The sequence below is a fragment of the Corticicoccus populi genome (genome assembly GCF_042686195.1).
GTDB classification, from domain to species: domain Bacteria; phylum Bacillota; class Bacilli; order Staphylococcales; family Salinicoccaceae; genus Corticicoccus; species Corticicoccus populi.
This window is the reverse complement of the sequence record NZ_JBHUOQ010000003.1, coordinates 37448-52628: the sequence shown is the minus strand read 5'-3', so window position 1 is coordinate 52628 and position 15181 is coordinate 37448. Positions and strand designations below refer to the sequence as shown.

Here is a 15181-nt window from a genome sequence, read left to right as displayed (position 1 = left end):
AGTTTTATCAAGCTCAGACTATTACTCAGTAACATTCTCAGTTTCAGTACTTTGATTTTCGTTTACACTCAGTTGATTGTTTGTGTCGTCTTCTTCAGTATCATGCATATCCACTTCTTCATCATTTTCGTCCATGATGTTCACATTCAGACCAAGTGACTGAAGCTCTTTCATTAATACTCTGAATGACTCAGGGACACCCGGCTTAGGTACATTTTCACCTTTAACGATTGCTTCATACGTTTTCACACGTCCGACTGTATCATCGGATTTTACCGTAAGGATTTCCTGAAGTGTGTATGCAGCACCATATGCTTCAAGTGCCCACACTTCCATTTCACCGAAACGCTGTCCGCCGAACTGGGCTTTACCGCCGAGCGGCTGCTGTGTAACAAGTGAATAAGGTCCTGTACTTCTTGCGTGAAGTTTATCATCAACCATGTGAGCGAGTTTCAGCATGTACATTACGCCGACAGAGATACGGTTTTCAAACGGTTCACCTGTACGTCCGTCATAAAGTACTGTCTTACCATCACGGGCAAGTCCAGCCTCTTCCATAGTGTTCCATACATCGTCCTCATCAGCACCGTCAAATACCGGAGAAGCCATTTTCATGCCCATTGCGCGTGCTGCCATACCAAGGTGAAGTTCAAGCACCTGTCCGATATTCATACGGGATGGAACGCCAAGCGGGTTAAGCATGATGTCAATCGGTGTACCGTCAGGCAGGTAAGGCATATCTTCCTCAGGCAGAATACGTGAGATTACACCTTTGTTACCATGTCGACCGCACATCTTGTCTCCGACACTTATTTTTCTCTTCTGAACGATATAAACACGTACCAGCTGGTTTACACCCGGTGACAATTCATCGTCATCTTCACGGTTAAAGACTTTAACATCGAGTACAATCCCGCCTGCACCATGAGGCACACGAAGTGAAGTATCACGTACTTCACGCGCTTTCTCACCGAAAATAGCATGCAGAAGACGCTCTTCAGCTGTCAGTTCAGTGACACCCTTAGGTGTTACTTTACCAACTAAAATATCGCCGTCTTTAACTTCGGCACCGACATGAATAATGCCGCGCTCGTCTAATTTTTTCAATGCATTGTCTGAAACATTTGGAATATCACGAGTAATTTCTTCCGGCCCAAGCTTTGTATCCCGGGATTCTGATTCGTACTCTTCAATATGAATAGAAGTATAAACATCATCCTTAACAAGGCGTTCACTCATAATTACAGCATCTTCATAGTTATAACCGTCCCATGTCATAAAGCCGACAACAACGTTTTGTCCAAGTGCCATTTCACCGTTGTCCATAGAAGGGCCATCCGCTAAAATTTCACCTTTTGAAACAATGTCGCCTGTTTTGATGATTGGTCTTTGGTTATAGCATGTACCGGAGTTTGAACGGACAAACTTCGATAATTTATATACATCTCTTTCTGTCTCTACATCTTTACCGTTTTCCTGAACAATACGGCGGACATGAATTGCTTTTGCCTCAACATGTTCTACACGGCCTTTATAGCGGGATACAACAGCAGCACCTGAATCACGTGCAGCAACATGCTCCATTCCTGTACCAATATGAGGTGACTGTGGAATTAAGAGAGGTACTGCCTGACGCTGCATGTTCGCACCCATCAATGCTCTGTTTGAGTCATCGTTTTCAAGGAACGGAATACATGCTGTTGCAGCAGAAACAACCTGTTTCGGCGACACGTCCATATAATCCATGCGTTCTTTGTCCATCTGCGTGTTGTTACCGCGGAAACGACAGATAATTTCATCATCAATAAAAGTTCCGTCATCATCAAGTTTTGCATTCGCCTGTGCAACAACATACTGATCTTCTTCATCAGCAGTCAGATAATCAATGTGTGCAGTCACACGGTTTGTTTCATGATCCACACGTCTGTACGGTGTTTCAATAAAACCAAACTCATTGACACGTGCGAAACTTGATAACGAGTTGATCAAACCGATATTCGGTCCCTCAGGCGTTTCAATCGGACACATACGGCCGTAGTGTGAGTAGTGTACGTCACGTACTTCCATTCCGGCACGTTCACGTGTCAGACCACCGGGTCCAAGCGCTGACAGACGACGCTTATGCGTTAATTCAGCAAGCGGGTTTGTCTGGTCCATGAACTGTGACAACTGTGAACTTCCGAAGAACTCCTTAATAGAAGCAATGACCGGACGAATATTAATCAGCTGCTGCGGTGTAATAGACTCAGTGTCCTGAATAGACATACGTTCACGTACAACACGTTCCATACGTGAAAGTCCGATACGGAACTGGTTCTGCAGCAATTCACCTACTGAACGCAGACGACGGTTACCAAGATGATCGATGTCATCCGTCTGACCTACACCGTGAAGCAGGTTAAAGAAGTAACTCATTGATGCAATAATATCGGACGGTGTAATAGATTTCACTTCCACATCCGGGAATGCATTACCGATAACAATCGTTGTGCCTTCTTCCTGGTTAGGTACTTTCACTTTAATAGACTGTACTTCTACAGGCTCATCAAGAATACCCTGTTCCAAATGGAAAGTATCCAGGTTCGCACTCGTTTCCAGGGATTCCATAATAGAATCCAGTGTACGACGGTCAATTGTTGTACCTTCTTCAGCTACAATTTCACCTGTTTCTCTGTCAACAATCGGCTCAGCCAGAACCTGATTGAACAGACGATTTTTCAAGTGAAGTTTTTTATTCATTTTATAACGTCCGACACTCGCTAAATCATAGCGTTTCGGATCAAAAAATCTTGAATATAAAAGACTTTTCGCATTTTCAACAGTCGGCGGTTCACCCGGACGCAGCCGTTCGTAGATTTCTAGGAGCGCCTGATCGACTGTTTCTGTTGTATCTTTGTCAAGTGTGTTTCTAATGTACTCATTATCACCGAGAACATTAATGATTTCCTGGTCTGTTGAGAACCCAAGAGCTCTAAGTAATACAGTAATCGGCAGTTTACGTGTACGGTCAATTCTCACATATACAACATCTTTCGCGTCAGTTTCATATTCCAGCCACGCACCGCGGTTTGGAATCACTGTCGCACCGTAACTCAATTTACCATTTTTATCTACTTTTTCAGAGTAGTACACAGAAGGGCTGCGGACCAGCTGTGAAACGATAACACGTTCAGCACCATTGATAATAAAGGTACCTGTATCTGTCATCAATGGGAAATCTCCCATAAATACTTCCTGCTCTTTAACTTCACCAGTTTCTTTAATTACGAGACGCACTTTCACTCTTAAAGGTGCAGAATATGTTGCATCGTGATCTTTTGCTTCATCTTCATTGTACTTTGGTTCACCAAGCTTATAATCTACAAATTCAAGTGACATATTCCCGGTAAAATCTTCGACAGGAGAAATGTCTTTAAACATTTCAATTAACCCGGTCTCCAAAAACCAGTCATATGACTTCGTTTGTATCTCGATTAAGTTTGGAAGTTCCAACTTCTCTTCGATACGTGCATAACTTCTGCGTTCAGCGTGTCTTCCATATTGAATCAGTTGACTCATCGACAGATTCACCCCTAATAAAATTTACGTAAAACAAACACCCACCGTAGTTAAACAGTTACTTAAGACAAAAAGAAAACGGAATCGAAATCAACCCCATTTTCTATTATCTATATAACGGTATTTAATACGCTCTCCAGTCAATAAATATACAAAAAGTGCACACTTATTGGTATTATATTTTTACATTCTATAACTATATCACATGCATTTTGTCAAGTCAAATTTGATATTGAATTTCTTTTAAGAATGTGTATGTTTTTTCAAATCATTTATGCCCTTTTAGTACATAATATCCTTTATCCTTCAAAACGACTTCGGCACTGCCGAAAACCTCTTCGATTTTCCGTCTGTAGGAAGGCATTCCCTGTTTCTTCTGGACCACCATATAAAATGCACCTTCGTCGTTCAGTCTCAGAAATGCATCATCCACCATATCAAGAACAACATTCTTTCCTGCGCGGAACGGCGGGTTGGTGATATACATATCCACTTTAATATCTTTCACTTCATCATAATGCCGGCGGGTCATGACTTTCGCATCAACATTATTACGTTTAATGTTTTCCGAAAGAAGTTCAACAGCATCTTCGTTTACTTCAACCATCAAAGGTTTTGCGTGAAATAAGCCTGCCGCAGTAATCCCTATCGGTCCGTATCCCGCACCCATATCAATAATATCAAGGGCTTCGAGGCTGCCCGCATCCTTAATCACGCCTTTAAGCAGCACTTCAGTGCCGTAATCCACTCTGTCTTTCGAAAACACACCCCGGTCTGTCTTAAATTTAAAAGTATGTCCCGAGAAATGAAACTCAATCTCTTTGTAGTCATGTTCAGTACTGTCCGTCGTAAAATAATGCGACATATACTCACCCCACCATTACACTATTCTTAAAACAAACATCCAAATATAAATGAATGCTTTCATTAAATAAAAAAAGAAGTCCGGTTAAACATATCGTTTATTCCGGACCTCCTTATCTACGCACAAAAATTACTTGATTTCTACGCCAGCGCCAACTTCTTCAAGTTGAGCTTTAAGTTCTTCAGCTTCTTCTTTAGAAACGCCTTCTTTAACAGCTTTAGGAGCGCCGTCAACTAATGCTTTAGCGTCTTTAAGACCTAAGCCAGTTGCTTCACGAACAACTTTGATGACTTTGATTTTAGAAGAACCAGCACTTGTAAGTTCTACATCAAATTCAGTTTGCTCTTCAGCAGCGCCTTCACCAGCACCTGCACCAGCAGCAGCTACAGGAGCAGCAGCAGTTACACCAAATTCTTCTTCAATTGCTTTTACAAGATCGTTAAGTTCTAAAACTGACATTTCTTTAATCGCTTCAATGATTTGTTCATTGTTTGCCATGATAAAATTCCTCCATTTTTTTATTAAGTTTAATTTAAATTATGCTTCTTCGTTCTCTTTTTCTTCTCCGATAGCTTTAACTGCATAAGCGAAGTTTCGTACCGGCGCCTGAAGTACAGAAAGCAGCATTGATACGAGTCCATCTTTGGATGGCAGTGTTGCAATAGCTTTTACGTCTTCAGCCGGTGCAAATACACCTTCAATAACACCCGCTTTGATTTCAAGCGCATTGTGTTCTTTAGCAAAGTCGTTTAATACTTTTGCCGGAGCAATAACATCTTCGTTTGAGAAAGCAATTGCATTAGGGCCTGTCAGGAACTCATTAAGTTCTGTCAGTTCAGCTGTTTCAATTGCACGGCGGGTCATAGTGTTTTTGTACACTTTGAATTCAACACCTGCTTCACGAAGATTTTTACGAAGTTCAGTCATTTCCGAAACAGTCAAACCACGGTAGTCTACAAGTACAGTAGATACAGATTCTTTGAACTGTCCGGCAATCACTTCAACTTGTTGTTGTTTCGCCTCGATCACTTTTGACATCTTTACACCTCCATAAATTTTGTGCGTATATTGGTGCAATAAAAAAACACCTTTTACCCGCGGCAAAAAGTGCTTGAATATATTTAATATATCATTCAAGTCCAGTTCATTTGCCTCGGCAGGATTGACTTTTAAGTGCAGAGCACTCCTGCTGTCTTAGGTAATATTTAAAATACAACTGCAACTATACAACAGGGAGCTGCAGTTGTCAATTTAATTCAGTAAATTAAAGTTCTACTTTAATACCAGGGCCCATAGTAGTTGTTACTGCTACAGACTTGAAGTAGATTCCTTTAGCTGATGCCGGCTTTGCTTTTTCAAGAACATCATAAAGCGTGTTGAAATTATCAACAAGTTTTTCAGCATCAAATGATACTTTACCAATCGCAGCATGTACAATACCTGATTTTTCTGCACGGTATTCTACTTTACCAGCTTTGATTTCTTCAACTGCTTTTGTAACGTCCATAGTTACTGTGCCGGTTTTAGGGTTTGGCATTAAACCTTTTGGTCCTAAGACACGTCCAAGTTTACCAACTTCGCCCATCATGTCAGGTGTTGCAACGATTACATCGAAATCAAACCATCCGTCGTTGATTTTCTGGATGTATTCTGAATCCCCTACATAATCAGCCCCTGCTTCTTCTGCTTCTTTTAACTTGTCACCTTTAGCGAATACTAATACACGCTGTGATTTACCAGTACCGTGCGGCAGTACAACTGCTCCACGAATCTGCTGGTCGTTTTTACGCGTATCAATACCCAGGCGAAAAGCTACTTCTACAGAAGCATCGAAATTTACAGTGCTAGTCTCTTGTGCAAGTTTGATCGCTTCTTCTACTGCATAAGTATTTTCAGCATCAAACTTTTTAAGAGCTTCTTGATATTTTTTACTTCTCTTAGCCATTCTTATTCCTCCTTGTGGTTATAGCGGGTAATCCTCCCACGTTTGTATTAATACTTTTATTCGGTCAGTTAATTATCCTTCAACTGTGAAGCCCATGCTTCTTGCTGTACCTTCGACCATACGCATAGCCGCTTCAACGTCAGCTGCATTAAGGTCTTCCATCTTAGTTTCAGCAATTTCACGCACCTGCGCTTCAGTTACAACAGCCACCTTGTTTTTGTTAGGTTCGCCTGAACCCTTCTCAACATTAGCTGCTTTCTTTAAAAGAACTGCTGCCGGCGGAGTTTTTGTAATGAATGTAAATGAGCGGTCCTCAAATACTGAAATTTCTACAGGGATGATTAGTCCTGCCTGTTCTTGTGTGCGTGCATTGAATTCTTTACAGAATCCCATGATGTTGACACCTGCTTGTCCCAGTGCCGGACCAACCGGTGGTGCTGGGTTTGCCTTTCCTGCAGGAATCTGCAATTTCACAACGTTAATTACTTTTTTAGCCACGATGTGCACCTCCTCGTTATCGTGATGTGGTCACAGGATGTGTTAGATTTCATCCTCCCACTCTTCATCATAATAGTTCACACTAAAAGATGGCCGGAAAAATTCCGACCATAGAATAATAACACTCTCAGTAAAAAAACACAAGTGTCTTATTACATTTTTTCGATTTGGTCAAATTCGACTTCAACCGGTGTTTCACGTCCGAACATCTCTACAAGAACAGTGAGTTTATATCTTTCCGTATCGATAGACTTAATCTCGCCCGCCTGATTTTTAAACGGACCGTCAATGATATTGACGACTTCTCCTGTTTCAACTTCGAAATCAATTGTTCTTTCTGCCATACCCATTGATTTCAATATGAATTTCACTTCCTCAGGAAGTAAAGGATTCGGCTTACTTCCTGCACCTTGAGAGCCTACAAAGCCAGTAACACCCGGAGTGTTTCTGACAACGTACCATGACTCATCGGTCATAACGAGTTCAACAAGCACGTACCCCGGGAATGTTTTCTTCATCGCCGACTTACGTTTACCATCTTTCACAGTCACTTCTTCCTCTTCAGGAATAATCACTCTGAAAATCTGGTCCTGCATATTCATCGTTTCCAAACGTGCGAGTAAATTCGCTTTTACCTTATTTTCATATCCGGAATAAGTATGTACTGCATACCAATTCTTTTCTCCAGACATCTAATCGCTCCTTTAAATTACAATAGATCTATAAGTGCTGTAATACCTAAATCCAGCGCATAGAAAAACGCCAAGAAGAATACCACTGTAATCACTACAATAATTGTAAATCTTACAGTTTCCTGCCCTGTCGGCCAGCTCACTTTTTTCATTTCGCTGACAACATTTTGTAAAAAGTTTTTATTATTCGACATTATTACTTCGTCCTCCTGTATCAGATGGAACTTTTATGTGTAGTATGCTGATTACACTTCTTGCAGTACTTCTTAATTGTCAGACGTTCTTTATGTTCGGTTTCAGTTGTGTAATTGCGCGAACCGCATTGTCCGCACAGCAAAGCTACTTTCATCTTAAAATCCTCATTTCGATTCTAATATACTATAACTATTTAAGGAAATGTTGTCAAATACCACTCTGTATCTCTTCACCGTGGACGCGCATCGCTTTCACCCTTGCTCTGTACAGAGTATTGCGGACATTTTTTTCAGACATGCCCATCCTGCTGCCTATTTCCTTTATCTTATATCCCCGGTGATATTCATTATACACTCTCCGTTCGAGCTTTGTGCACGGCCCGTCATCATTGAGCAGATAACTTTCACCTTCTTCAAAAACAATAATATCAAGCGGGTTGCAGATGCCTCGCATCTTGTAATCCGCAACAGAAAATGAAATCCCTTCTTCATTTTTTGTTAAAAACACATTAGTGTCCCTGAGTTTCTTATAATACATTTTCATCAGCTCGTATTTTGTAGACCGGTATATATAACGCCGGTAATCGCCGCGGGAAGGATCATATCTGGAACAGTTTTTGAAGGCTGTCTCCATCAATTCCTGCACAAAATCATTACGGTCTTCAGGCGTCAGCTGATACTTGTATGTCTGCCTGATGACACCCGGCCGGATATGTTTGTCAATTTCATCAAAATAATGTTTGCGGCCTTCCGCCACATTTACAGCATATCTGTTCACCGTATCATCTAATGTTTCTTTTATATACAAATAAAAAGACGCAATCTGGTACACCGTCATCCCCTCCAATTGGTTATTACACCAAATATTAAGGGGATTCCGTGTATTCAGCAAGCCGCCTATTTTTCATCGCGTCTCCATTTTTCAAGTTCAGCACGGACTTCACTGCTGATTTCGAGTCTCTGCCTCGGCAGTTTTTCATTTATTGCATCTACTTTTCTGCTGATATTTTTTTCTGCATCCTTTAAATTCAGCCACATTTCCCGCGATGATGTGCGGTATGCCCCCATCGCAAAAATTGTGTTTTGTTCGGACAAATCACTTGTGACTACATTAATTTCACATAAAAGGGGGTGATAATGATCGTATACATACCGTTCAATATATTCATCCGCAGTTTCTTTTTCCTTCGTATACACAACCGTCACACCGTAATGGTCTTCCACCGCTTCAGTACTCTTCACTTCGTAGGCATCAAAAACACAGATGATTTCATAATTCGAGACAGACTGATACTCTGCAAGACTTGCAAGTACGGTTTCTCTTGCAAGTTCCAGTGAAAGCTTCGCTTCTTTGAACACTTCCCGGTCGGCACCAATTAAATTGTAGCCGTCTACAATCATCACACGCCGTTTAAGTCTCATCACTATTCTCCGCCGGCCGGATTCTGCTGCCTGTATACTTCATACATCAGAAGGGCTGCAGAAACAGAAGCATTTAAACTTGTGATGGCGCCGGCCATCGGGATTTTAACAACAAAATCACATTTCTCAAGCGTTTTACGGCTGATTCCCTGTCCTTCACTGCCGACCACAAGCGCTGTATTCGTATCCGCCTTAATCTCCCGGTAATCCATTTCTCCGGAACCGTCACTGCCGATAACCCAGAAGCCGGAAGATTTCAGCTGATCAATTGTCTGATTGATATTCGTTACACGGACAACAGGAATATGCTCAATGGCACCCGTTGATGTTTTGGCCACTGTATCTGTCAGCTGCACAGAGCGTCTCTTTGGTATAATCACACCGTCGAAACCTGACGCATCACACGTTCTCAGTATAGACCCGAGGTTGTGGGGATCTTCAAGCCCGTCAAGAACAATGATGTTCGCACGGCGTCCCTCAATTTTCTGCATTAATTCCTCAAAAGGCATATATTCATGCGCTGATACAAGCGCAACAATCCCCTGATGCCGCTCTTTCGTCAGACCGTCAAGCTTATTTTTATGGACACTCTGTACTACTATTTTTTTCTTTTTCGAAAGGTCCAGTATATCTTTGATTTGATGTTTGTTAACTGTCTCCTGAATAAATATCTTGTTGATATCACTATCCGTTTTGAGCAGTTCCTTTACTGCATGACGTCCGGCAATCACCGATTCACTCATCTGCTTCACTCCATTCTATAATTTCCTGCATCAGCGCTTCCACTCTTTCCGTATTACCGGACAAATCGAGACGGCCGATCAGTGCTTCAAGCCCTGAAGCATTACGGTATTCTTTAATCGTCGCATTTTTCGCGCGGGTGGCACTGGATTTATTGCGTGCTTTTTTTGCGATTTCCCATTCTTCATCCGTCAGGTGTCCTTCATTTTTCAAATGATGCAGAGCAGCAGCCTGGGCGCGCGCGCTGACGAGCTTATTCGCCTTCCGGTGAAGGTCGTCAGGTTTCAAATAAGGATAACGTTCAACCAGATGCTTACGCATATACACTGCATAGACAGCATCACCTACAAAGGCAAGAGACAGCGACGGGACACGGTCAATATTTTTATCATCCACGTTTGAATCTCACTCCGTCTTTTGTATCCTCAAGAATAATCCCTTCCGCCTTTAAACGGTCACGAATTTCATCTGCTTTTTGAAAGTCTTTATTACTTCGTGCTTCTTCACGCGCTTCAATTAATGCTTCCACTTCTTCATCAAGGAGAATCTCCTCTTTTTCAAGGCTGACACCAAGTACACTGCTGTACATATCAAATGTTTCAATAAAACGGTTCAGCACATCTTCATTCGTCGCATCTCTCCGAAGATATTTATTCAGTTCAGTCGCGAGGTCATGCCATACTGTAATGGCGTTTGCTGTATTAAAATCATCATCCATATGCGATTCGAATGCCTGTCTGCTGCTTTCAACTGCTTCAATCACTTTGTCATCAATTTCATTACTTACAGCACGTTCCAACCGCTCACGGCCTTCATGGTAGCTTGATTTAATACGTTCAAGCCCGCTTCTCGCCGCTTCCACAAGCTCCCGGTTATAGTTAATAGGGTTGCGGTAATGTACGCTGATCATAAAGAAACGCAGTACATTCGGGTCAATTTCTTTGATAATATCATGAACCAGTATGAAGTTACCGAGTGACTTGGACATTTTCGTGTTATCAATATTAATATAACCGTTGTGCATCCAGTAATTCGCAAATGCAGCATCCGAATGGCACTCACTCTGTGCAATTTCATTTTCATGGTGCGGGAATGTAAGATCCTGGCCGCCTGCATGAATATCAATCGTATCTCCAAGGTGTTCCCGCGCCATGACACTGCATTCTATATGCCAGCCGGGACGCCCTTCACCCCATGGTGCCTGCCAGCTGATTTCATCCGGTTTTGCATTTTTCCACAGTGTAAAGTCAAGCGGATCCTCTTTTTTGTCACCAGCTTCAATTCTTGCACCGACTTTCAAATCACCAACGGACTGATGCGACAGTTTACCATAGCCGTCAAATGAACGTGTTCTGAAATAAACATCACCCTCCGACGCATACGCATGACCTTTTTCAATCAGTACACCAATGAAATTAATAATATCATCCATATGATCCATTACACGGGGATGTGCAGTGGCTCTTTTCACATTTAATGCACCTGTGTCTTCAAAGAATGCATCAATAAAACGCTCGGCAATTTCCGGCACTTCTTCATTTAATTCTTTCGATGCTTTGATCAATTTATCGTCAACATCCGTAAAGTTTGAAACGTAGGATACATCATACCCTTTATACTCAAGATACCGCCTTACTGTGTCAAAAACAATTGCGGGGCGTGCATTGCCGATGTGGATATAGTTATATACAGTCGGACCGCAGACATACATCTTAACCTTTCCGTCTTCAATCGGTTTAAACTCTTCTTTCTGTCTTGTTAATGTATTATATATGAGAACCATCTTTTACCTCATTCCTGACTTCATTGCGAAAGTCTTTTATTTCTTCCTCAAGACCTAAAATCATATCCAGAATCGGATCCGGAAGGTCTGTGTGATTTAAATCATGTGTATCTTTTACTTTCTCACCCTGGCGTTTTACAATCCGCCCCGGGATGCCCACCACTGTTGCATCTCTCGGCACATCGTTAAGTACAACTGAATTTGCACCGATTTTAGTATTTTCTCCTATTACAATATTGCCGAGTATTTTTGATCCTGCCGCGACCAGTACATTATCCTCAAGATCAGGATGGCGCTTCGTCTCTTTCTTTCCTGTTCCGCCGAGCGTCACTCCCTGATATATCATGACGTTATTGCCGATACGGCACGTTTCTCCGATGACTGTCCCCATTCCATGGTCAATAAACAGCCGCCTGCCGATTTGTGCACCAGGATGAATTTCTATCCCTGTAAAGAAACGGCTGACCTGCGAAATCATTCTTGCAGCTATTGTGAAATTATTTTTATATAATTTATGTGCCAGTAAGTGCGACCATACAGCATGGAGGCCGGAATACGTAAAAAATACTTCGGCACGGCTTTTCGCAGCCGGATCAAATTCCAGCACCATGTCAACATCTTCTTTTATTCTTTTAAACATCCTGCCCTTCCCCCCTTATAAAAATACGCCTCTGTCCAAAATTGGACAGAGGCGCTCATCACACGGTTCCACTCTGTTTACAGCTGACGCTGCACTCAAAATATTTACCTGATTACAAAGCGCAATTCTGATGAAAATACTGCCGCCCTCTCACCAGCCGGGCGGTCTCTTTATGTCCGATCATCATCATACTCGGGTTCTCTGTAACTTTATCATATAAAATAAATGGTTTTACTTCAATTTTTCGATACGCTGAAGCGTTTTTTCCTTACCGATTAAAGCAATTGCGTTCGGCAGTTCCGGCCCTTTTGTTTCACCGGTAACAGCGACACGGATTGGCATAAACAGTTTTTTTCCTTTATATCCGGTTGCTTTCTGAACATTTTTAATTGATTTTTTGACTGCTTCAGGCGAAAAATCTTCAAGGCTGTCAAATTCGTCATACAGCGCAGTCATCAATTCACTGATATGTTCATCATTAATCACTGCCGATGCCGCTTCATCAAATTCAAGTGTTTCTGTAAAGAACTGTGTTGACAGTCCAACGATTTCACCGGCATAACTCATCTGCGGCTGATAAAGTTCAACCAGTGATTTTGCCCACTGAAGTTCATTTTCATCCGCTGATTCGCTGATCAGCCCTTCTTTTACAAGGAACGGCAGTGCCATCTCAAATACCGCATCTGTATCTTTTTCTTTCATGTACTGGTTATTAATCCACATCAATTTTTGATTATCAAAAAATGCCGGTGCTTTTGACAGACGGTTTTCATCAAATAATTTAATGAATTCATCCTTGGAGAAAATTTCTTCTTCTCCTTCAGGAGACCAGCCGAGAAGTGCGATGAAATTGAACATCGCTTCCGGCAGATAACCAAGATCCTTATACTGCTCGATAAACTGGATAATGGAGCCGTCACGCTTTGATAATTTCTTTTTCTGTTCATTCACAATCAATGCCGTATGTCCGAATTCCGGCGGCGTTAAACTGAGAAGTTCATAGACCATCAGCTGTTTCGGCGTATTTGAAATATGATCATCACCTCGGAGTACATGTGTAATCTCCATCTCATGATCATCAATCACTACTGCAAAATTATATGTCGGCACACCGTCTTTTTTCACGATAACCCAGTCACCGAAGCCGTTGGAATCAAATGACACTTCACCTTTTACAATATCATTGAACGCATATGTTTTATCTCTTGGCACACGAATACGGATAGATGGTTCACGCCCCTCTGCAATCAGCGTCTCTTCTTCCTCTTTTGTAAGATGTGCGTGCTGGCCGCCGTATCTCGGCATTTCTCCGCGTGCAATCTGCCCCTCGCGTTCTTTCTCCAGTTCCTCCGATGTCATATAACAGCGGTACGCTTTATCTTCATCAAGAAGTTTTTGAATATACGGGTCATAAATATGCTGGCGCTCAGACTGACGGTACGGACCGTAACTGCCTTCTTTATCCACACCTTCGTCCCAGTCAAGGCCGAGCCATTTTAAATATTCAAGCTGGGAGGCTTCACCTGTTTCTACGTGGCGGGCTTTATCTGTATCTTCAATACGGATAATAAAATCCCCGTCATAGTGCCGCGCATATAAATAATTAAATAATGCCGCACGCGCATTTCCGATATGCAGATAGCCTGTCGGACTCGGTGCGTATCTCACTCTTACTTTACTCATTTTTCTTCCTCCGTTTTTACTAAAAGTACTACCGCTTCACTTGCGATACCCTCACGTCTGCCGGTAAACCCAAGTTTCTCAGTCGTTGTTGCCTTTATATTAACATTCGATAAATCCGTCTCCAAAATGTCTGAAACAATTTCCCGCATCTTATCAATATGCGGTCTGAATTTCGGTTCTTCCGCCATAATCACTGCATCTATATTGCCGATTTGATATCCTTCACGAAACATCTTCAAAACGACCTCTTTAAGCAGCACCTTCGAATCCATATCCTTAAATTCTTCATCTGTATCCGGAAAAAATTTCCCGATATCTCCAAGCGCAAGGGCGCCCAGTACAGCGTCAGCAATCGTATGGAGAAGTACATCCGCATCAGAATGGCCTTTAAGTCCTCTGTCGTGCGGGATATTCAATCCGCCGATAATGAGCGGTCGGCTGTCGTCAAATGCATGTACATCATAACCATGCCCTATTCTCATCCAAGGTCACCTCTTTGAAGTATTGCTTCAGCGATGATTAAATCCTCAGTTGTCGTAATTTTAATGTTGTCATAATTGGACGGTACAACACTCACTGAACGGCCGAGTTCTTCAACCATCATAGCATCATCTGTAACAGCCAGCTGGTTTTCTCTGGCCTCCCGATGGGCTTTTAAGATTAAGTCATAATCAAACGCCTGCGGTGTATGCACAACAAACAGCCGCTCCCTCGGTACAGTATTGGTCACTAAACCGTCATCAACAATTTTAATTGTGTCTTTAACATTTACGCCGCAGATTACAGCCTTGTCCACCTTGACACTCTCATATAAAGCATCGAGCGTATCCTTCGTCACAAACGGCCTCGCACCGTCATGAATCATCACATACCGGCACTTTGGTATCTGCTTTAGAACATTATAAATACTGTCCTGGCGTTCAGAACCGCCGGCAAAGATACCTTTCACTTTCTTCGAGTCGGAAAACAGCTCATTCATACTTTCTATCTCATCCGCCCGTGCTGCAAGATATATAGCTTCACAATGATCGTCTTTTTCAAACTGACTGACAGTCATCTGAATTACAGCCATCTCATTAATGCGTATAAAGACTTTGTTGTAGTCCATTCCCATTCTTTTCCCCAGCCCAGCGGCAGGAATTATCGCAGTATAACCCATC

General features: G+C 42.1%; 18 protein-coding genes and 1 other annotated feature. All 18 genes read right to left on the bottom strand.

Annotation, left to right across the window (positions count from 1 at the left end; genetic code table 11):
* Positions 1-21: 21 nt before the first annotated feature.
* Entirely contained in the window at positions 22-3558 is a 3537-nt protein-coding gene (gene rpoB / locus ACFSX4_RS08565; protein ID WP_377773615.1) for a DNA-directed RNA polymerase subunit beta, read from the bottom strand.
* Positions 3559-3826: 268 nt separating this feature from the next.
* Positions 3827-4423, bottom strand: a complete 597-nt coding sequence (locus tag ACFSX4_RS08560) for a class I SAM-dependent methyltransferase (protein WP_377773614.1) — start codon at positions 4421-4423, stop codon at positions 3827-3829.
* A gap of 129 nt (positions 4424-4552) precedes the next feature.
* Positions 4553-4921, bottom strand: coding sequence for a 50S ribosomal protein L7/L12 (gene rplL / locus ACFSX4_RS08555; RefSeq protein ID WP_377773612.1), 369 nt, complete (start codon positions 4919-4921; stop codon positions 4553-4555).
* A 39-nt stretch (positions 4922-4960) separates the two neighbouring features.
* The gene (rplJ, locus tag ACFSX4_RS08550) at positions 4961-5461 is read right to left on the bottom strand and encodes a 50S ribosomal protein L10 (RefSeq protein WP_377773610.1); all 501 of its coding nucleotides are present in this window, start codon (positions 5459-5461) and stop codon (positions 4961-4963) included.
* 32 nt (positions 5462-5493) lie between these two features.
* Positions 5494-5640: a sequence feature (ribosomal protein L10 leader region), on the bottom strand.
* 47 nt (positions 5641-5687) lie between these two features.
* Positions 5688-6368, bottom strand: coding sequence for a 50S ribosomal protein L1 (gene rplA, locus ACFSX4_RS08545; RefSeq protein ID WP_377773608.1), 681 nt, complete (start codon positions 6366-6368; stop codon positions 5688-5690).
* A 72-nt stretch (positions 6369-6440) separates the two neighbouring features.
* Positions 6441-6866 carry a 50S ribosomal protein L11 gene (gene rplK, locus ACFSX4_RS08540; protein WP_377773606.1) on the bottom strand — a complete coding sequence of 142 codons (426 nt, stop codon included), beginning with the start codon at positions 6864-6866 and terminating at the stop codon, positions 6441-6443.
* Positions 6867-7018: 152 nt separating this feature from the next.
* Positions 7019-7558 carry a transcription termination/antitermination protein NusG gene (nusG, locus tag ACFSX4_RS08535; protein WP_377773604.1) on the bottom strand — a complete coding sequence of 180 codons (540 nt, stop codon included), beginning with the start codon at positions 7556-7558 and terminating at the stop codon, positions 7019-7021.
* 17 nt (positions 7559-7575) lie between these two features.
* A complete protein-coding gene (gene secE / locus ACFSX4_RS08530) occupies positions 7576-7752 on the bottom strand; it encodes a preprotein translocase subunit SecE (protein ID WP_377773602.1) in 177 nt (58 codons plus the stop codon).
* A 20-nt stretch (positions 7753-7772) separates the two neighbouring features.
* On the bottom strand, positions 7773-7907 hold the full coding sequence (rpmG, locus tag ACFSX4_RS08525) for a 50S ribosomal protein L33 (RefSeq protein ID WP_377773600.1): 135 nt from the start codon (positions 7905-7907) through the stop codon (positions 7773-7775).
* A gap of 53 nt (positions 7908-7960) precedes the next feature.
* Positions 7961-8584 (bottom strand): sigma-70 family RNA polymerase sigma factor, encoded by a 624-nt coding sequence (locus ACFSX4_RS08520; protein ID WP_377773598.1) that lies wholly within the window; start codon positions 8582-8584, stop codon positions 7961-7963.
* A 65-nt stretch (positions 8585-8649) separates the two neighbouring features.
* Positions 8650-9174: an NYN domain-containing protein gene (locus tag ACFSX4_RS08515; protein ID WP_377773596.1), complete on the bottom strand. Its 525-nt coding sequence runs from the start codon at positions 9172-9174 to the stop codon at positions 8650-8652.
* 2 nt (positions 9175-9176) lie between these two features.
* The gene (gene rlmB / locus ACFSX4_RS08510) at positions 9177-9917 is read right to left on the bottom strand and encodes a 23S rRNA (guanosine(2251)-2'-O)-methyltransferase RlmB (RefSeq protein ID WP_377773594.1); all 741 of its coding nucleotides are present in this window, start codon (positions 9915-9917) and stop codon (positions 9177-9179) included.
* Positions 9910-10311: a Mini-ribonuclease 3 gene (locus ACFSX4_RS08505; protein ID WP_377773592.1), complete on the bottom strand. Its 402-nt coding sequence runs from the start codon at positions 10309-10311 to the stop codon at positions 9910-9912. The genes rlmB and ACFSX4_RS08505 overlap by 8 nt, the downstream gene beginning before the upstream one ends.
* Positions 10304-11698: a cysteine--tRNA ligase gene (gene cysS, locus ACFSX4_RS08500; RefSeq protein ID WP_377773590.1), complete on the bottom strand. Its 1395-nt coding sequence runs from the start codon at positions 11696-11698 to the stop codon at positions 10304-10306. The genes ACFSX4_RS08505 and cysS overlap by 8 nt, the downstream gene beginning before the upstream one ends.
* A complete protein-coding gene (gene cysE, locus ACFSX4_RS08495) occupies positions 11682-12338 on the bottom strand; it encodes a serine O-acetyltransferase (protein WP_377773588.1) in 657 nt (218 codons plus the stop codon). Before cysE ends, cysS begins: the two co-directional genes overlap by 17 nt.
* A gap of 231 nt (positions 12339-12569) precedes the next feature.
* Entirely contained in the window at positions 12570-14021 is a 1452-nt protein-coding gene (gene gltX, locus ACFSX4_RS08490) for a glutamate--tRNA ligase (protein WP_377773586.1), read from the bottom strand.
* Positions 14018-14503: a 2-C-methyl-D-erythritol 2,4-cyclodiphosphate synthase gene (gene ispF, locus ACFSX4_RS08485; RefSeq protein WP_377773584.1), complete on the bottom strand. Its 486-nt coding sequence runs from the start codon at positions 14501-14503 to the stop codon at positions 14018-14020. The genes gltX and ispF overlap by 4 nt, the downstream gene beginning before the upstream one ends.
* A complete protein-coding gene (gene ispD, locus ACFSX4_RS08480) occupies positions 14500-15180 on the bottom strand; it encodes a 2-C-methyl-D-erythritol 4-phosphate cytidylyltransferase (RefSeq protein WP_377773582.1) in 681 nt (226 codons plus the stop codon). The genes ispF and ispD overlap by 4 nt, the downstream gene beginning before the upstream one ends.
* Position 15181: the final 1 nt, after the last annotated feature.